Annotated in this window: 7 protein-coding genes; 5 read left to right on the forward strand and 2 right to left on the reverse strand. The window is 60.4% G+C overall.

Annotated elements, in window-relative coordinates:
• Positions 1–10: 10 nt before the first annotated feature.
• Positions 11–748 carry an SDR family oxidoreductase gene (locus D8U69_RS06785; protein ID WP_056853385.1) on the reverse strand — a complete coding sequence of 246 codons (738 nt, stop codon included), beginning with the start codon at positions 746–748 and terminating at the stop codon, positions 11–13.
• A gap of 237 nt (positions 749–985) precedes the next feature.
• A complete protein-coding gene (locus D8U69_RS06790) occupies positions 986–12,100 on the reverse strand; it encodes a peroxidase family protein (RefSeq protein WP_130906970.1) in 11,115 nt (3,704 codons plus the stop codon).
• Positions 12,101–12,794: 694 nt separating this feature from the next.
• Between D8U69_RS06790 and D8U69_RS06795 the strand changes: the two genes are divergently transcribed.
• From D8U69_RS06795 to D8U69_RS06815, 5 genes are all read left to right on the forward strand, one after another.
• Complete coding sequence (locus D8U69_RS06795; RefSeq protein ID WP_130906971.1) at positions 12,795–14,531, forward strand: type I secretion system permease/ATPase; 1,737 nt, start codon at positions 12,795–12,797, stop codon at positions 14,529–14,531.
• Positions 14,532–14,538: 7 nt separating this feature from the next.
• Positions 14,539–15,879, forward strand: coding sequence for an HlyD family type I secretion periplasmic adaptor subunit (locus D8U69_RS06800; protein ID WP_056853382.1), 1,341 nt, complete (start codon positions 14,539–14,541; stop codon positions 15,877–15,879).
• A 1-nt stretch (position 15,880) separates the two neighbouring features.
• Positions 15,881–17,209, forward strand: coding sequence for a TolC family outer membrane protein (locus D8U69_RS06805; protein ID WP_056853381.1), 1,329 nt, complete (start codon positions 15,881–15,883; stop codon positions 17,207–17,209).
• Between the two features lie 415 nt (positions 17,210–17,624).
• Entirely contained in the window at positions 17,625–20,714 is a 3,090-nt protein-coding gene (locus D8U69_RS06810; RefSeq protein WP_241668644.1) for a multicopper oxidase domain-containing protein, read from the forward strand.
• Between the two features lie 84 nt (positions 20,715–20,798).
• A complete protein-coding gene (locus D8U69_RS06815; RefSeq protein ID WP_130906972.1) occupies positions 20,799–21,083 on the forward strand; it encodes a hypothetical protein in 285 nt (94 codons plus the stop codon).
• Positions 21,084–21,098 lie beyond the last annotated feature (15 nt).

Genomic DNA, 21,098 nt, shown 5'->3' on the forward strand with positions numbered 1-21,098 from the left:
TCTCGCCACATTAATAGGGGCTGGCGGTTGGCCGGACAATCAGCTCACTGACATCAACGTCGGCAGGTTGCTCGATGGCATAGGCAATAGCACGGGCGATGGCCTGGGCAGGCAGTGCGATCTTACGAAACTCACGCATCTCGGCCCGTCCACCTTCGTCTGAGATGCTCTCGGCCAATTCCGATTCGGTGACCCCCGGCGAAATAACGGTGACACGAATGTCTCCACCGACCTCCTGACGCAGTCCTTCTGAAATGGCCCGTACCGCAAATTTCGTCGCGCAGTAAACAGAGGCTGTCGGACTGACTGTGTATGCACCGATAGACGCTATATTGATGAACTGACCGGATTTCTGCTTCTGCATCAGAGGCAGGCCTGCTGCAATACCATGCAGGACGCCGCGAATGTTGACGTCGATCATCTGGTCCCATTCAGCGACCTTCAGCGCTTCAAGCTTCGACAGAGGCATTACACCGGCGTTATTGACGATTACATCGACGCGACCATGGAGGCTGACGGCAAAATCCACAAACGCTTGCACGTCAGACCGGCTGGTGACATCAACCGCCTTGAATTGGGCGCTCCCGCCCGCGGCATTGATCTCACGGCAGAGGCTTTCGAGGCGATCCGTGCGACGTGCACCCAGCACGACGTGTGCCCCCTTGCCAGCTAAAAGACGCGCGGCCGCCTCGCCAATACCGCTGCTGGCGCCAGTGATCACCACTACTTTTTCCGAAATGTTCGACATGATCCCTATCCTTTACTGAGTGCTTGATGACGCGAGAGGTGCCTCGCTACGTGTTCAGATTAGGGATAAAGGTGTGCAGCGAGTTAGTCAGATCCTTCTGACAACTTGCCTGATCCTGCGGGAGTGCGATCAAGCGTAGTTTTCCAGACTGGAAGCGGCAGACGACATCCATCGGCAAAAGAAAGGGAGGGCATCCATTGCCCTCCCCGCCTCGGTTAACGCTGACTGGACTTCACCTCAAGTAGCCAGAATGAAGTCTGAGGCAGTGATGGTTGTCGCATCGGCCACACCGACCAGGCGGATGGTTTCAGCGCCTCCTGCGGAGCTGAGCAGGGTATCCGCACCGACATCGGTGATGATGACAGTGCTGGCAAAGGTCGCAGCCGTGACACCGAATGCGGAAATATCGAGCAGATCCTGGCCCCCTGCCGCGTTGGCATCGAAGCCGATGATCTGGTCGGCCCCGAAGCCCGCCGCGAACAGGAAGACGTCGTTGCCAACGCTGGCGACCATCACATCGTCGCCGGCACCGCCAGTGACCCTATCGTTGCCCACGCCGCCATCGATAAAGTCATTGCCGATACCGCCCAGCAATGTGTCGTTACCGATACCACCATTGAGGGTGTCGCTGCCATCGCCGCCCTGGAGCAGATCGTTGCCGGTACCGCCATCGAGCACGTCATTACCCAGCCCACCCAGCAACGTGTCGTTGCCTGCGTCACCATTCAAGGCATCGTTTCCGTCACCACCGTCGAGGCCATCATCGCCGATACCGCCGTTCAGGGTATCGGTGCCTATGCCACCCAACAGCTGATCGTTGCCGATGTCACCATTGAGCGTGTCGTTACCTGCGTTGCCGGTAAGGATGTCGTTGCCGCTGTTGCCGTTGAGGGTGTCATTACCTGCCCCGCCGACGATGTTATTGTTCAGCCCGTTACCGTTACCGACGAAGTTGTTGACTCCGGTGTAAGCCAGGTTCTCGACATTATTACCAAGCACGTAGCTGGCCAGCGTCGTCTGCACGCTATCGGTACCGCCACCCGCCACCTCGAACACCCCATCAGCGACCACATCGACGATGTAGGTGTCGTTGCCAGCGCCCCCTGCCATCTGGTCAGCACCCGCACCGCCATCAAGGATGTCGTTACCCACCCCGCCGGTCAGGGTGTTAGCCAGCGCATTGCCCGTACCGGTGAAGTTACCTGTCCCCGTATAGGTCAGGTTCTCGACGTTGGCCCCGAGCAGGTAGCTGGCCAGGCTGGTTTGCACCAGATCGGTACCACCGCCCAGCGCTTCGGTGACGCTGTCACCGACATTGTCCACCACGAAGGTGTCGTTGCCGGCACCGCCGTTCATGGCATCCGCGCCAAGCCCGCCGTTGAGGGTGTCGTTGCCGTCCCCGCCACTGAGGACGTCATTACCAACCCCGCCAGTGATGATGTTGGCCAGCGCATTACCGGTACCGGTAAAGCTGCCCGCACCGGTATAGGCCAGATTCTCGAGGTTGGCACCCAGCACGTAGCTGGCCAGGCTGGTTTGCACCAGATCGGTACCGCCCAAGGCAATCTCAGTGACAACGTCGCCGACATTGTCCACCACGAAGGTGTCGTTGCCGAGACCGCCATTCATGGCATCCGCGCCGAGGCCACCGTTGAGAAGGTCGTCGCCGATATCGCCGTTGAGGATATCGTTGTCGTCTCCGCCGTTGAGGATGTCATTGCCGAAGCCACCTAGCAGTTGATCAGTACCGGCCAGACCATTGAGCGTATCGTTGCCGCTCAGGCCACTAAGCACATCGGCACCCCCGCCACCGGTGAGGGTGTCAGCGAGAAAGGTACCCTCCAGCACCACGCCAGGCGTTACCGTAACGGCAGCGGTTGCCGCCGAGGTCAGCGTCTCCAGCGTACCGAAGCCGTCGGTATAGCGCACGATCACCCGCAATTGCAGATTGCCCTGCGCAAAGCCCGGGGTGAAGGTCGCAGCGGTCGCGCCGTTAATGTCGGTGAAGGAAGCGCCAGTACCTTGCTGCCACTGGAAGCTGAAGGTGCCCAGCCCATCCTCATCGGCAATCCCGGCAGTCAGCGCGGTCAGCACCTGTCCTTGATCCGGTGTCGTATCGCTGATCAGCAACGCACCGGTGGGTGCATCGTTGACGTTGGCGACCGGGTCCGAAGGGTCGGACGCCACGCTCTCGGATACACCAAAGTCATCCACGTAACTGACCACCACCCGCACCTGGTCGCCGGCCTGGTCCTGGCCAAGCGTGAACGTGCTACTGGTGGCTCCGACGATGTCGACGAAGCTGACTCCGTTGGTCGCCTGCCACTGGTAGGTGAACTGCGGATTGCTGAGGCCATCCAGATCGATGATGCTCGATGGGTCAGCGGTCAACACTTGGTCCTCCACCAAAAGCCCGGTGACCGTCGGCCCCGCGGTGGGTGCGCTGTTCGCCGACGAGTCGACGATTTCCAGCGTGCCCTTGGCATCCTGATACACCGCCCGAACGCGAATGTTCAGACCCGCCACATCGTCCGTCACCCGGTAGGTGGTCCCGGTCGCCCGCGAGGCTTCGCCGGCGGCAACAACGGTGATGTCCTCATAGATCCCCGTGCCTGGAATGTTTTCCACCTGCCAGTAGTACGCCACCGCACCGGACAACGTACCGGTCGGATTGGCCCCGCTTACGTTGTCCGCATCGTGTACGGCACGACCACTGACGCGCAGCAACTGGCCGGCCACAGGCGTGTCGTCACGCAGACCGGTAGCATCATCGAGAATCGCCAGATGACCCGATGGCCCCTCGTTCAAGGCAGTACCAACGCCGGATGACTGCGCCAGGTCAGAGAATTGCAGACGCTCGATGCCCGTCAAGCGATCGACACCATCACGCCCCGCCACCAGATCCGTCACGATGACTGTGTTGCCCTCGACAGAAACGATGTATTCCGTCGAATTACCGGAGAACACCGCAGTGTCGAAGCTGTCATCGCCCGTCAGAATCTCCCGCTTGATGATCAACTGACCCGGGTTGTACGTACCGTTGAGCATGAACGGAACCAGTGGCTCCATGCTGTCGAAGGTAGCGATTTCCGGTCCGGTACCATCGGCATTTGCCCGGACACTGATGCGTACGTTGAGCCACTTGTCACCGTCGATGATGTCGTCGCCACCGCGACCTTCGATAAGGTCGCTGCCGCTGCCACCGAGGATGATGTTGCCGCCATCGAAGAACGTCGCTCCGGCCGGCAGCACATCCGCCAGGCCGTCGATCAGGTCGATGTTGGTCAGCACACTGCCGGTTGCACCTGCACCCGGTAACGATGCGGCATCTTCATTGTCGCCGCGCAGGAAGTCACCGTGCGATGAACCCGACAGACCTTCCATGATGTCGAAACGCACCAGTGCCGAAGCACCCGAGCCCGGAACCGGCGGCACATCGAAAAAGCGGTCGCTGTAATCGATGCTCACGCCCTGGGCGAGCCCCTTGAAGGTTGCCCAGTCAAAGCCCGAGCCACCGATATAGCGGTCACCAAAGCCGAGACTGCCGACCATGATGTCGTCGCCGCCTTCACCGTTGAACTTGTCGTTCTCGTTGCCACCGATGAAGACATCGTTGCCGATGACCGGGTCGTTGCCCAGCGGATCGAAGTTGTCGCCAGGCGCACCGTCGGAGGTGCCCTTCTCGATCCAGTCGTCGCCTTCGTTACCCATGTCCTGTTCGTTGGCCTTGCTGCCCAGGATAAAGTCATTGCCCTGTCCACCAATGGCCTCGGAGGCGTCCTCACCGGTCACGATGAAGTCATTGCCGAACCCGCCGATGATCAGGTTGATGCCGTTACCACCGTGCAGCACGTCGTTGCCGTCGCCACCCTGGATGTTATCGTCGCCGCCCATATCGCTGATGATGTCGTCACCGGCACCACCGCGCAGCTGGTCGTTGCCGTCACCGCCCTCGATGCGGTCGTTGCCGCCGTCACCCCAGACGGTGTCATCGCCTTCACTCGCGATGAGGATGTCTGCATCGTTGGTACCGCCCAGCACGATGTGTTGGTCACCGGTGTACTTGATGTAGTTGGTGTCCGGTCCGGCAGTCAGCGGGTTGTCGCGGAACACCACCTGCTGGCCGTTCTCGTCCAGCGGGTCGGCATTGCCCAAGCCATCGTTGTACTGCTTGGACTGATCCCTCTCCAGATAGAAGCCCGGGTCCGAAAACACCAGGCCCGGCAAGTGCGTGGCCGAGGTGTTGGCCATGATCAGCTTGGCGAACGAGTTGCTTTCCAGCTCGGCATTCATCGACAGGCCAGAGGTGCGCTCCAGGTAGTAGAAGCGGTCGCCGTCCTGCAGTTTCTCCATTTGATTTTCGAACACAAAGTTGAAGGTCGAGCCGAGCATGCCGCCAAACGGCGTTTTCTCTTCGGCCAGGCCACCAATCCATAGATCGATGGCGTCGACCCCTGTGATCGTCACACCCTTCAGATCGTCGGCAGTCCCCAGCACCCCGTCTTTGCCCGCCCGCGTTACGTTGGCCCAGGTACCGGTGCCGTTGAGGAAGTCCAGGCGATCGGATGGCTCGTTGATCCCGCCATCGCCGAACACCAACAACATCGCCGCGGCACGCTTGCCTTCGAGCGTAGTCGCCCCCGTGATCGTGCTGTGCGTACCATAAGCCGCGATGAAGTTGATCAACGACTCCGGATGCTTGAGGTGCTGCACCAGGTCGACCCAGCTGCTGTACGGCTTGAGTTGGGTATCTCCGGTCTGGTTGTAGATGTCGCGGCGAATCGCATTGAGCGAGGGAATCCCCACGTCGCGACCACGGGCGATGTTGATCGCCGGCAGGTCAAGAGGCAGGCCCAGCAGGTTGTTGCGCAGTGCCTCGGTGACGAACTCGTCGATTTCGTTACCGGCTTGCCGAGTTACCCCGCGCACGATCGCACTGGTCGCATCCTCCGGCGTCACGCCACTGGCGGCATAGGCCAACGGGTTGAGGAATGCCGCGATCAAGCCCAGTTGCTGATCGGGATCAGCACTGCTCGGATCGCCAATCACGTCAAAATTGACGTCGTAGCGATCGACAGTCTCGGTCAGCATCGAGTGGCCAAACCGGTACACGGTGTGGGCAAACTCGGCGACGATCGAGGCATCAAGGTCGACGTCATAGACCTGGGTCGGTGCGAAGAACAGGTCAACGCGAGGCTGGATGGTCCGCGCAAACTCCTCGAACACCAGGTGCTGATACTGCATCTCGGTGCCGAACTTGGCCGCCTGGAACAGGCGCTCGCCATTCCACACCAACGCATCGATCTCGGCCTGGTTGACCGGCAAGGCAGCAACCGGCGAGAGCAGCCACTCGTTGAGGAAGGCCACGTCATTGGAATCGAGCACGGTGTCCTTGGTCTGCGCAACCAATCGATTGTGCTCGGCGTGGAAGATCGCATGCACTGCGGTCAGGCCGATGTTCTCGTTGACCCGGCCGTCACCGGCGATGTAGTGAGCGTCAAGCAGTTCGTTGTCGTAGGTCAGGTTGTTGCCGCCCGGGCCAACGGGCTGCGCGTTACCGACATCGACATCGCCATCCGCCTGCAGAACCCCGCCGACGACAACCGGCACAGCGTTATGGGCGATGTCGTTGAGGAAGGCATGGCCCGTGCGTACCGCGTTCACCAGGCTTATCGGGTTGGCCGGGTTGCCTTCGACGAGGGTCGTGACGTCATCGGCGTTGCCGGCGATACCGTCCAGCCCGTTGTTGAGCCGAATGACAACTTGAGGAAAGCCGTTCGGCCCCTTGATGAAGTTGCCATAGGCGTCCGTCGCCAGCAGCGGGCTGCTGTCGATATCGGCGTCGGTGAGATCGATACCCAGCACATCACGTGCCTGCGCCTTGACCACTTTCCAGGTCGCCATGCCACCGATTTCGCTGTCGTCTCCAGTACCAAACTTGCCGTCCGGCCCAAGGTCACGGTTGGTGATGAGGTTGCCGGTCGCTTTGGGGCCATCCTCCGTCATCACGTATCCGCGCAGGAATACCTGGTGCGAGGGATGCGAGCTGTAGGTCTGGTTCTGGTCCACGAACGGCGTGGTGGTGTTGGTGTGCTCACGGACATCGTCGGCCGTGCCCAACACGCCATCCGCCCCTGGCTGGTTGGTCGCGCGGGTCAACACCATGAAATTGGTGTTGCCGCCCGGCACATACAGCGGGTCGTCCGGTTGCAGCGGGATGAACACAGTGCCTGAACCGCCTTTGGTCAACAGGTCCAGGCCATGGTCGAAGAACTGCCCGAAGAAGGTCATCCAGGCGTTGAACGGCGCGGACAATCCCGCATCCGCCGCGGTGTTCTCGAACAGGTACACATCGTGGTCGTCGCCGGTACCGAACTGGCCATCCATGCCAGGGCTGGCGACGATCCGTACCCCCTCCTTGAGCACGTCGTCGTTACCGCTACCGGTTACGCCAAAGTCGAGATGACCGTTGGCCCCCGGGTCATAAGCCGTGGCATAGGCCGCCGGGTTGTTCGATGTCTGGTCGACGATCAGGTTACTGATGGTGCGCGGCTGCGAGTCAAACACAAAGCCGCTGGTTTGCTGATAAGACGATCCCGGAATGGCCGGCGAGCCGGGGCCAAAGAAACCGGCAGGTACACCTTCTGCCGGATTGAAGACCGGGTCGCTCAGGCGCGGGAAGAGGTTATCGGCAGCACCGTACTCGGTATGGTTGTTGCCGTTCAGGTTCAGCAGGTTGTTGTTCGACCCATCGACCGCACGCAGGCCCAACGGCGCGCGGATGTTCGGGATCAGCGAGAGCATGTCCTGGCCGGCCGCGTCAGCCTCGGCAATCTTGATCTGATCGAGGATGAAGTTGAGGTCGGAACGGACCATGTGAAGGCCCTCGCCACCGGCCGTGGCATCGGCCACGGGTGTCGGCGACGTCGGTACGACCGGCGCGCCGGGAACGACCACGGCCGTCGGCTGCGAGAACACCACTTCAGTAGTGCCATGCCCATCCTGGTAGATTGCCTTGACCCGCAACGATAACCCGGCAAGGTCGGGCGAGACCTTGAACGTGGTGCCGTCGGCACTCTGGAACGCCAGGTCGCCGGCCGGCAACAAGATGATGTCCTCGAAAACGCCGCTGCCTGGATCCGCCTCGAATTGCCAGTAGTAGGACACCGAGGAGTTGTTGAGGCTGCCACCAATATTGTCGGCGTCGCTCACCCCGGCCACGCTGACCGTCAGCACGTCGCCCACCGTGATCGCCCCGCCGTTTGCGTCGGCGATGTTCGGTCTGCCAACCGGTTGCGCATTGAGCCCCGGCAGCAGCACTTGCTGGGTATCGGAGAACTGCAGGCGTTCGATATGCAGGAGGGTATCGGTGCCGTCGCGCCCTGCTACGGTATCGGCCACCGTCCAGACATCGTCCGCTGTATTGAGCGTACCGCGGGTGTCGCGCGTCACCACATACTCGGACTGCTGCCCGGAGAAAATCGCGGTGTCGTAGGCGGCTCCGCCTGTCGAGGTACCGGGCAGGATCTCCCGCACGGCCTTGAGCTGACCCGGGTTATAGGTACCGTCCATCATGAACGGGATCATCTCGACCATGCTGTCGAAGGAGGCGATCTCAGGGCCGCTATGGTTGGTGTCGTCAGGGGCATAAACCGCAATCCTGACGTTAAGCCATTTGTCGCCGTCGAGCAGGTCATCACCACCACGACCCTCGATCAGGTCGCTGCCATCGCCACCCAGGATGATATTGCCCGTGGCAAAGCCGGTGGTCGGCAAACCGGCGTCGGCCAGGAACTGCTCCAGCCCGCGGATCAACGCCACATTGGTCAGCGCACTGCCCGTCGTACCACCGTGGTCAACGATGGTGACCGCATCAACATTATCGCCCTTGAGCACATCGCCGAATTTCGAACCGGACAAGCCTTCGACCTCGGCAAACCGGTCGAGGATCGAGGCCGGCGATGCGCCGACCGGGTTGAACGGCCCGTTGTTTTGATTTGGCGCATTACCGTGTGGCTGCGCCAGCGCGGCCATGGTCAGGTCGACGGTCACGCCGATCTTGTCATTCTTATGGGTCACCCAGTCGAAGCCCGACATACCGTCCATATTGTCCTGGGCATCGCTGCCGACGAAGATGTCATCGCCACCCTCGCCGATCATTTCGTCGAAGCCAGCGCCACCGATAAAGATGTCGTTGCCGATCACATCATCGTTGGCCAACGGCGAGGCGTTATCGCCAGGTGCACCGTCCTGGGTGCCCTTCTCGATCCAGTCGTCACCTTCGTTGCCGGTCGGTGGCAAGTTGGTCTTGGCACCAAGGATGAAGTCGTCGCCCTGGCCGCCGAAGGTGGTGCTGATGTCTTCGGTGGTGACGATGAAGTCCTGGCCATCGCCACCCAGGATCAGGTTGCCCCCGGCCAGCATGCTGCCGGCGATGATCACGTCGTTACCGGCGTTGCCTTCCAGACGGTTGTCACCGAACGAATCGGTGATGATGTCATCACCGGCGCCGCCCAGGACCGCGTCGTTGCCGGCACCGCCTTCCAGGCGGTCGTTGCCGCCGTCACCGTAAAGCGTGTCATCGCCTTCACTGGAGATGATGATGTCATCGCCGGCGGTGCCCCCCAATACCACATGGTCCGCACCGTTGTACTGCAGGAAATTGCTGTCTGCCCCCTGCGTGTCGGGGTTGTCGCGAACCACCAGCTTGACGATTTCCACGCCGTTGATCATCAGGCCGCCCGTCGGGTCGGCTTGGCCGTCCGCACCCAGGCCAGTGAACTGATTGGCCTGATTCACTTCGAGGGTGAACGTTGGTGTCAGGAACACAGTGTTCGACAGATGGGTGACATCACTGTTGAGCATGATCAACTTGGCAAAGGAGTTGTTCTCCAATTCGGTGCCGAAGTTCAGGCCTGCAACGCGCGACAGATAGTAGAACCGGTCGCCGTTCTGCAACGCCTCCATCTGGGTTTCAAACACGAAGTTGAAGGTAGAACCGAGCATGCCGCCAAACGGCATCTTCTGCTCGGCGAGACCACCGACCCAGAAGTCGATGTCGTCGACACCGGTGGTGGTCACACCGTTGACCATGGCGTAGATGCCCGAACTGTTGAGAAAGTCCAGACGATCCGCTTCAGTGGCGGTAAAGGTACGCTCATCGGCAGTACCGGCGTTGATGACCGCGCTGCCGCCAAACACGAGGGCCGCGGCAATCGCACGCATCTCGACCAGCGTATCGACATCGGCCGCCGTCAAGGCCCCGTGGGTGCCGAAGGCTGCGATGAAATTGACCAACGATTCAGGGTGCTTGAGGTTATTGGCCAGATCCGCCCAGCTGATGTACGGCTTGAGCTGGCTGTCGCCCGTCATCTCGTAGAATTCACGCCGCGCCTCGTTCAACGTCGGAATGCCTGTGTCGCGACCGCGCGCCAGGTTCAGGGCCGGCAAATCGAGCGGCAGCCCCAGCAGGTTGTTGCGCAAGGCTTCGGTGACGAATTCGTCGATTTCGTTGCCCAGTTGGCGGGTCACACCGCGAATGATCGCGCCTGCCGCTTCGTCCGCCGTCGCGCCACTGCCCGCGAAGGCGAGCGGGTTGAGGAAGGCCGCGATCAGGCCCATTTGCGAGTCCGGGTTGTCAGGGTCAGTGAGCAGCGGATTGAACTCTGGGTCGAAGCGATCGACCGTTTCAGTCAACATCGAGTGACCAAAGCGGTACACCACGTGGGCGAACTCGGCGAGGATGGCCGGATTGATCGAGGTGTCATAGCCATTGGGTGCGAGGAATTCATCGATTTGCGGCTGGACGGTCCGCGCAAACTCTTCGAAAACCAGGTGCTGGTACTGCATCTCGGTGCCGAACTTGGCGGCCTGGAACAGGCGCTCGCCGTCCCACACCAACGCTGCGATTTCGGCAAGCGAAGCCGGCATTGCGGCGACGTCATCCACCAACCACTCATTGAGGAACGCCAGATCGCCCGCGGCCAATATGGTTTGCTTGGATTGCTCAACCAGGCGGTTGTGTTCCGAGTGGAACACATGGTGCACAGCCGTCAGGCCGATGTTCTCGTTGACCCGGCCATCGCCGGCAATGTAGTGGGCATCGAGCAATTCGTTGTCATAGGTCAGGTTGTTGCCACCTGGGCCAGCGGGCTGCGCATTGCCGACATCGGTGTCGCCGTCCGCCTGCAAATTCCCACCGACCACGACCGGCGCGGCATTGTGGGCGATGTCGTCGAGGAAGGCATGCCCGGTGCTCACGGCGCTGGCCAGACTGATCGGCGCATCCCGGTTGCCTTCGACCAGTTGAGTCACGTCATCAGCTGTTCCGGCGATACCGTCGGCACCGTTACTGACGCGCATCACCACCTGCGGCATGCCGCTCGGCCCGCGAATGAAATTGCCATATGCATCGGTCGCCAACAGCGGCACGCTGTGCACATCAGCATCGGTGAGGTTGATCCCGAGAATGTCACGGGCCTGGGCTTTGACCACTGCCCAGGTCGCCATGCCACCACTCGCGCCGTCGCCATCATCGGCCGTGCCGAACTTGCCATCGGCGCCGAGATCGCGGTTGGTAATCAAGCGCCCCGTGGCAACCGGCTCGCCAGCCGCATTGAGCATGTATTCACGCAGAAACACCTGATGCGACGGGTGCGAGCTGTAGGTCTGGCTCTGATCAACGAACGGCGAGGTGGTGTTGGGCTGCCCATCATCGGCTGTGCCGACGACACCGTCCACGCCGGCAGTACGCACGGCACGTGACAACACCATGAAGTTGGTTGGGCCGCCCGGTACATACAATGGATCATCGGGCTGCAGCGGGATAAAAACGATGTCGGTACTGCTCTTTGTAACCAGGTCCAGGCCGTGGTCGAAGAACTGGCCGAAAAAGGTCATCCACGAGTTGAAGCCGGCAGTCAGGCCGACGTCCGGCGACTCGTTGGGAATGAAGAACACTTCTTTGTCGTCGTCGGTACCGAACACGCCGTCCAGCCCGGGACTGATCACCGGGTCGGCGCCACCGTTGGCTGCAACGGCGGCCGGGTTGTTGGCGGTCTGGTCGTTGATCAGGTTACTGATAATCCGTGGCTGCGCGTCAACTACCGTCCCGGTCCCGGCATAAGCCGCTCTGTAGGAAGCGTCCAGCAGACGCAGGAAGGAGTTGTCCGCAGCGCCAAATTCGGTTTGCCCGGCGACCAGGTTGTTGTAGCTGCCATCGACGGTACGCAGGCCGAAAGGCACCTGACTGTTGGGTAGCAAATCACTGAGGCTGGTGCCGGCCGCATGCGCTTCCGCGATGAAGATTTGCTTGAGGATGAACTCCAGATCCGACTTGTTGAAATTGGCCATTTCGATTGCCCTCGATCTATATGGGAAAGGCTCGGGACGAAGAAATCCGCCCGCGCCAAGTCACGTGCTGGCTTGCGCAGTTCTTTGTTTCAGTGTTTGGCGAGAGCAGGCATGGAACAGGCAAAGCCGTTCTCTGCGCCGGTGAATGCGCGCCTGGAATTCGCGTTTTCAATTGCTCGCTGAGTAATCAGCCAGAGCGATTCCGAGCCGTTGGTGGCCCATGGAATCTGGAAGTCGAAGCGAACTTCCGGAGTAGCTCCGTGACTGCGAGGTAGAACGAGATGCTCGACATGCTGTGCTCCTTCAAGAAACACCGTGGCCTGCGTTGCCAAAGCGATGGCAGGCTTCAGGAGGGCGTCTCCCCAACCATGACTAAAGTTCCATAGCAACTAGCTGTCAATATTTCGGCACAAAAAAAGATCACCCAAATTTGGGTACTCAACTAATTGTTCTTAAAGGATATATAGAAATTCAAGATTATCTGTAGAGCGAAATGTTATTTAAAACTGTATCGCTAGAGAAACAAACGCCACCTACGCTCCAAGGCAGAAGGAAAATATTTTTTGAACTTTTTCGAGAGCGCTACAACTTGCGTCGATGAGCCGACCATGCCCCTACATCTAGGGGCCGGCACAACACTTGCACAAGCTGCCTTGCCTCATCGCAAACCGGATTTCGGAGAGGGATTATCAACATGCACAAGCAGTCGAACATCCGATCCGAACTTGCCGCCGCGATTTTTCGCCTGCGCCGCAGTTTTTATTCACTGGCCGCGTTCAGCGGCGTGATAAACGTCATGATGTTGACGCCGGCCGTGTACATGCTCCAGGTCTATGATCGGGCACTGGTCAGCCGAAACGTCACCACTTTGACGATGTTGACGTTACTGGTGATCGGGCTGTTCCTGCTGATGTCCACGCTGGAACTGGTCCGCACCCGAGTGCTGATCCGGGTCGGCAACTGCCTGGACATGGACCTCAACCGACGCGTTTTCACCGCCGCATTCGAGCGTAATCTGAATCGCGCCGGAGGCAATCCAGCCCAGGCCCTGCAAGATCTCTCACAGGTTCGACAGTTCATCACCGGCAATGCCCTGTTCGCTTTCTTCGATGCACCGTGGACGCCGATCTATTTGCTGGTTGCCTACCTGATCCACCCACTGCTTGGACTGGTCACCCTGATCGGATCACTGATTCTGGTGGGCCTGGCATATCTCACCGAAAAGGCCACGCAGAAACCCCTGGCCGAAGCCAATCATGCCGCCCTCTCTTCCGCCTGCTACGCCAACAACAACCTGCGTAACGCTGAAGTCATCGAGGCCATGGGCATGCTGCCGTCGATTGGCAAACGCTGGTACCAAAGCCATTTGCGCATCCTGGAAATGCAGACCCTGGCCTCCGATCGCGCCGCTCTGATCAGCAGCATCGGGCGCTTCGTGCGCATCACCTTGCAGTCACTGATCCTCGGCGCGGGCGCGCTGCTGGCCATCGAAGGCAAGATTACCCCCGGGATGATGATTGCCTGCTCGATCCTCACCGGCCGCGCACTGGCCCCGGTGGAACAAGTCATCGCGTCATGGAAACAACTGCTCGGTTGCCGCTCGGCCTGGAGCCGGCTCAACGAGATGCTGGAAGACTTTCCGCGCCGACCACCCAGCATGCCGCTGCAGCGTCCGCTGGGCATGCTCGGGGTGGAGAATGTGTATGCAGGCTCACCCGGTACCAGCAACACGATTTTGCGCGGGGTAAGTTTCAACCTTTCGCCGGGCGAAAGCCTCGGGGTTATCGGCCCATCCGCCTCGGGAAAATCCACCCTCGCCCGCTTGCTGGTCGGCGTCTGGCCGACACAGGCCGGCAAAGTGCGCCTTGACGGCGCGGACATATTCACCTGGAACAAAGGCGAACTCGGACCCTGGCTCGGCTACCTGCCACAGGACGTGGAACTGTTCGAAGGCACCATCGCCGAAAACATTGCGCGCTTTGGTGAAGTGGACAGCGACGCGGTCATCCAGGCCGCGAGGACGACAGGGGTGCACGAGATGATCCTGCGTTTTGCGCAGGGTTACGAGACCCGCCTGGGTACCGATGGCAGCCCCCTTTCCGGCGGCCAGAAACAGCGCATCGCCCTGGCCCGCGCGCTGTACGGAGAGCCCAATCTGATTGTGCTGGACGAGCCGAACGCCAACCTCGACGACGTCGGTGAAAAGGCTCTGGTTGATGCTTTGGGCCAGCTGAAGAAGCGTGGCGCCACCGTCATTCTGATTTCCCACCGCCCGAACGTACTCTGCGCCGTCGATAAGGTGCTGATGCTGCGCGATGGCGGCGTGCAGATGCTGGGCACACGGGACGAAGTATTCGCAGCGCTGCGCAAGGCCAGTGTGATGCCTGCAGGCGCATCGACTCCGCTGGCCTCCGTTAAAGCACGGGAGTGACCCGATCATGCAGATGAGCCCACACACGGACCTGATTCACGCCGACCCCAGAAACGAGGTGGATCTGGACGTCGGCAAACCCCTGCGCCGGGGCATGTGGCTGGTGCTGGCCGGCTTCGGCGGTTTCCTCCTGTGGTCCTGGCTGGCGCCGTTGGATGCCGGCGTGGTTGCGACAGGCACGGTAAAAGTCACCAGCAACCGTAAAGCCGTACAACATCTGAGCGGTGGCACGGTGGAAGCCATTTTTGTTCGCGAAGGCGATGCCGTGAAACAAGGCCAGGAAGTCGTCCGCCTCGACTCACTGCGCGCCGTTGCCGAACAGGGTGCCGTAAGCGCCCAGTACATCGTCAGCAAGACCGTGGAAAACCGCCTGGAAGCGGAACGGGACGGGCGCGACGTGGTGACCTTCGATCCCGAATTGCTCAAGCGATTCGGCAATGACCCCCGCCTGGTCGCCGCCATGAATTTGCAACAGCGCTTGCTGGATACACGGCGCGCCGGCCTCGCTGGCGAAATCAGCATCCTCCAGGAAAACCTCGCGGCATCGGCAGTGCAGCTCAAGGGTCTGCAGCAGGTCTATGGCGCCCGCGCCTCGCAGATCAACTTCCTCAACCAGGAACTGCAAGGCACCCGCGTGCTGGCGGCCGAAGGCTATGTGCCGCGCAACCGCCTGCTCGAGCTGGAACGCAGCAACGCCGACCTCTCCGCAGGCCAGGCGGAAAACCTGAACAACATCGCTCGCATACGCAGTCAGACCACCGAAATCAAACTGCGCATCTTGCAGCGCCAGCATGATTACCAGAAGGAAGTCGAATCGCAGCTCACCGACACCGCCAAGGAAAACACCACCCTGGCCGACCGCTTGCGGGCGCTGGACTACGAAGTGACCCACACGGTCATTCGCTCGCCCATCGATGGCATGGTGCAGTCCCTGAGCATCGCCACCATCGGCGGGATCATTCAGCCGGGCTTCAAGATCATGGAAATCGTTCCGGGCAACGAACCCCTGCAAGTCGACGCGATGATTCCCGTCCAGGCCATCGACAAAATGGTTCCCGGCCTGGACGTGGACATCGCGTTTCCGGCTTTCAACCATGCCCAGACGCCCAATATTCCTGGCCGAGTAAAGACCGTTTCCGCCGACCGCCTGCTCGACGAGGAAAGCAAGCAACCGTTCTATCTGGCCCAGGTAGAAGTCACGCCCGATGGCATGAGTCTGCTGGGCAGCAATCACATTCGCCCGGGCATGCCCGCCAGCGTCACGATCAAGACTGGCGAGCGCAACTTGATGAGCTATCTTCTCAAACCGATGCTCGAACGTGTCGACAGCGCCTTCAAGGAACAATGAAATGGACCGTCATTGCCTGATTTTCTGCCTGCTGGGATTGTCACTCCCGGCCAGCGCCATGGACCTCAAACAAGCCTGGGATCTGCTGCAATACCAAGGCCCCGTCTACCGCGCCGCGGTGCATGAAAAAGAGGCCGGCCTGGAAAACCGCGCCATCGGCCAGGCCGGCCTGCTACCGCAGATCAGCGCCTCGGCCTACGACAACAAGGTCAACGGCACCCAGCGCCAGAGCGGTGTCGAACGGGATCTGGACTACGACTCCAAGGGCGCCAACGTGCGGTTGCGCCAACCGCTGTTCAACAAACAGAAAATGGCCGAGTACCGCCAGGGTCAGCAACGCGCCGACTACAGCGTCGCGGTGTTCGATGCCAAGAGCCAGGACGCGGCAGTACGCCTGGCCGAAAGCTACTTCGACGTGCTCCTGGCCAGCGAAACCATCGTGCTCGCCAAGTCCAAATTGAACGCCTTCGATGAGCAACTCGCCTCTGCGAAACGGCGTATGGAGCTGGGGGCCGGCACCATCACTGACATCGACGAGTCGATCGCTCGCCGCGACTTGGCCGAAGCCGAGCTGATCGAAGCGCAGGACAAGCTGATCAATGCGCGTCGCAAGCTTGAGGAGTTCATCGGAGAAACCCCTGAATCGCTGACCACGTTGCGTCCCGGCTTCGAAACGCCACCGCTGCTGCCGAGCAACCTTCAAGACTGGTTGATCAAGGCCCAGACCGATAGCCCGCTGATCCATGCGCGCAGGCACAGCAGCAACCTCGCCGAAGAAGAAGTGAAGCGTGCCCGGGCTGGTCACTGGCCGACACTGGATTTTGTGGCCGGCTACACCGCAGGCGACAGCCAATCAATCTCCGAGCTCAATCAACGCAACCGCTACGGCTCCATCGGGCTGGAAGTCAATTTCCCGCTGTACAACGGCGGCGGCACCAGCGCCCTGACACGCCAGGCCAGCGCAAACAGTTTCAAGGCCCTGGATGAACTCGACGCCACGCGACAGGAAGTGATCTCCGGAACCACCCGCGAGTTTGCCGGCATACACAGCGGTGCCAAGCGCATTCAAGCGCTGGAGCGGGCCGTGGAGTCCAACGAACGCTCACTGATGTCGACACGCAAAGGCTTCAAGGAAGGCGGTACCAACACCAACTCGGACGTCCTCAACGCCGAAGAGTTGCTGTACGTTGCACGCCACGATCTGTTCGAAGCGAAGTTGCGCTACCTGATGTCGCGTCTGCGCCTGGCTTCTTCGGTAGGCAGTCTGGGTGACGACGACATCAATCAAATCAACGACTACCTTGGTCCGGAACTGCTGGTCACCAACTAACGTTCAGCTGAGAGCCGGTCGAGGCAATTGAAAACCGACCGGCTTTGCTGACCAGTCATTTTTGACATTCCCTTCTGTTGAAAAACTTTCCCTTAACCGCATATAACCCCCTGCAAATAGGTATTATTCTCTCGCAACCGCTGACTTTCTTGGATCCAAACACTGTCCAAAACAAGACAATTACCATTCGCACAAGTGGGGATCTACACCCAATAAGTTGGGGAATCACCACCAAACTTAAGGAATATCACCCACCCTCTGACCCTGTCACTTACATCACTCATCACAACAGTCAACAAAATTGAACTTTCTTTTCGCCCTGCGGTAATGGCTCATTTGTTGCTCCACCCTGTGTACCCGCATCAGCTGTCGTCCCGAACGTGGAGACGGCGGGGCATTACGCGAGGGGTGAACAATGAAAAGCCTGACACCACCATTCAATTCCATCCACTTGCTGCGCAGGTCAAGCCTGTCCTGTGCAGTGCTTCTGACCCTCAACACTGCCCATGCCGTGCCGCTCGACGACTTCAGTCAGCCGCCACCGACGGACCCCTCCGCGTATTCCAATCCGCCTGCCGACCCTGCGGCAGCGCTGGAAGCCTTGAAAACCATGCCCGAGACCAACCAGGGCGCGCTGGCCCTGCCGAACGGCGCGTACGGGGACCGCAACACCCCGCGCACTGAAAACGTGCTGCCGCCGAGCCTGCAAACCTCGTTCAAAATCCCCACCAACGGCAAACCCAGCCCATTGTTCGGGGCGCAACCCTTCACCCAGCAATTGCTGCTGTTGGAGGAGTTCGGCACGGAAAAACTCGACCCGACCCTGCCCGCGCCACCGCTGACCTTCCCCGTGCCTCTCGCTGGTCCAGCGCCACAACAGGACCCGAACAGCATCGCTCGCAGCGGCCCGTCGTGGTCAGCACTGGAAGCGTTCATGCGCCAGCCCGGGCTCTATCCGTTTCCGTCGCAATACTCCAACGTGCTGGATCGCAATCCGTGGAAGTCGCAGGTTGAAGCTTTCCTCAACCGCCATCCGGTCGGTTCGCCGGCTGAAGGTCGTCCGCCGGGAAAAGGCTGGTCCCATCAGCGTTGGAACGAGTTCTACCCGCAGGTCGCTTTCAAAACCGTGCAAGCGGGCGCCAGAATCAACGGCGGCATGCGCGACCGCAGGCAGATGCACAACTATGCCGTCGGTGAGTTCGGACCTGGTGGGCTCTATTACCAGACCTCGGACAACCCCAACATTGTCGGCACCACCAAAGGCATCGACACCCGCTTTCACCCCAACATGCCGATCCAGAACCACAAAGCGCTGTGGACCTTCGACGGCACCTTCCCGGTAAAACTGCTGATGGCGCGGCATGGCCAACCGGTGCTGATGCGTCACTACAACGCCCTGCCCATTGATCCGGCGGCCAACATGGGTTTTGGCCTGCACACCCTCAGCACCCACGAACACAACGGCCACTCCCCGGCCGAAAGCGACGGCTATACCAACGCGTTTTTCTTTCCCGGGCAGTACTACGACTATCGCTGGCCACTGCAACTGGCCGGCTACGACACCATCAACACCAAGGCCGAAGACCCACGCGCGGCGTTCCCCTGCGCACCGGGCGAAACCCTGTTCGTCAACGATGCCAGCCCGGGCCTCAAGACCTGCAACAACGGCACCATCAAGATCCGTGGCGATTGGCGCGAAACCATGAGCACCCACTGGTTCCACGACCACATGCTCGATTTCACCGCGCAGAACGTCTACAAGGGTAACGCGGTGATGATGAATTATTACAGCGCCCTGGATCGTGGCAATGAGGCGATCGTAGACGGCGTCAACCTGCGCTTGCCCAGCGGTTCGGCATTGCCCTGGGGCAACCGCGACTATGACGTCAACCTGATGGTGGCCGACAAGGCCTGGGATAAGAACGGTCAGCTGTGGTTCAACCCGTTCAACACCGACGGCTTTCTTGGCGATCAGATCCTGGTCAACTGGCAGTATCAGCCGCGCCTGAAAGTCCGCGCGCGCAGCTACCGCTTCCGCATTCTCAACGGCTCGGTATCGCGCTATTTCCGCATCGCGCTGGTCCGCGAAATCGCCGGAACCGGCGGTGAGTTCCCGGGGCCGGCAGGTTCCGGCGTGTCCTTCGCCCGGGTGCCGTTCCACCTGATCGGCAACGACGGTAACATCATGGAACACGCCGTGCCGTTCGACGGCAGCATGGACCTGGATGCCGACGGAGACCTGCAGGACCACAACGCCATCCTCCCCGCCCAAGGCATTGCTGAGCGTTACGACATCATCGTCAACTTCGCGAAAAACGGCATCAAGACCGGCGACAAACTGTACTTCGTCAACTTGATGGCGCATCAGACCGGCAAAGGGCCGGAGATGGATCCGCTCAGTCTGGCCGACGTGCTGTCCGGCAAGTACAAGGCGGTGCTGAAGCTGGGCAGCAAAGGGCTGGAATGGGACAACGGCGATCCGGTGGTGGGCAAGTTTCTGCAACTGGTGGTTCAGCCTTACAGCGGCACGGACGTGAGTATGAACCCGGCTGATTATGAACCGGCCAAACCCGGCAAAGCCGCTGGCAAGGTCATGATCCCACTGACCCTTAACCGCGACGATCCGACCGTCCAAACCAAACTCAAGGCGGCCCGGCATCGCGAGTTCATCTTCGGCCGCTCCGACGGCACCGACCAGGAACCCTGGACGATCAAGACCGACGGTGGTTTTGGCTACCAGCATGACTCACGGCGCATCAACGCCGCCCCGCAACTGGCCAACGGCCCAACCGACGCTGGCTACAGCGGCGACGGCACGCTGGAAGTGTGGAAAATCAAGAACGGCGGCAACGGCTGGACCCACCCGGTGCACGTGCACTTCGAAGAAGGCATCGTTCTCAACCGCGACGGCAAGGCCCCGCCTGAATGGGAAAAAGGCGCGCGCAAAGACGTCTATCGCATCGGCGAAGGCATCGACAGTTCAGTGGACGTGGAAATAGCTGTCCGCTTCCGCGAGTTCGCCGGAACCTACATGGAGCACTGCCACAACACCCAGCACGAGGACACTTCGATGCTGCTGCGCTGGGACGTCGAGAAGCCTGGCCAATTCCAGTTGATGCCAACACCCCTGCCCGGCTGGGACGGCGTTACCTACGTGAACTCTGCGGCGCTGCCGACCTTTCGCACAGGTGAAGTCGAAAACAAAAAACCGCTCGCCTATCCCGACAGCGCTGTCAGCAGCGACGGCAGACCGCTGACGATAAATGTCCTGGCCAACGACAACGACCCTGACGGTAACGTACCGCTCAAAGTGACAGGCCTGACGCAACCGGGTGTCGGCAAGGGCACGGTCAGCACTGATGGCGCACGTGTGGTCTACACGCCACCGGCCACAATCGCCGCGCCGTTCACGGCAAGCTTTACTTATCAGGCCAGCGATACCAGGAACGCCCTGTCGGCACCGGCGACGGTGACTGTGACTGTCTCGGCACCGATAACCCAGTGACAGTTAGCGCAGCAACCAGGGCGGGGATTTGGCCCGCCCCTTGCTGTGGCAGATTCAGGCACTCATCAATCGGCGGAGGTGGTCATGGCAGGACAAGCAATGATGGCAGTGCTCATCACTGCCTTGGTCGCTGCCGTGATCATCATCGCCACTGTAGCCGCAGCCGCGGTGGCCGTCTGGGTGACCGGCGCAACGTTCGCGGCCATTGGCCTTATCGAGAAAGTTGCGCCGGATATTCAACTGCTGGCCACACTCTCACTGACACCACAACCGGCAATGCTCATGGCGGCGATGCAAGCCACGGGGCTTGTGAGCATTACGCAACTGATGCAGGAAGTTAATCTGGTGATGATTATTGTCACGCTCTGAATCTTTGTTTTTCCA

It is taken from the genome of Pseudomonas sp. Sample_16, assembly GCF_004307665.1.
Classification (GTDB): domain Bacteria; phylum Pseudomonadota; class Gammaproteobacteria; order Pseudomonadales; family Pseudomonadaceae; genus Aquipseudomonas.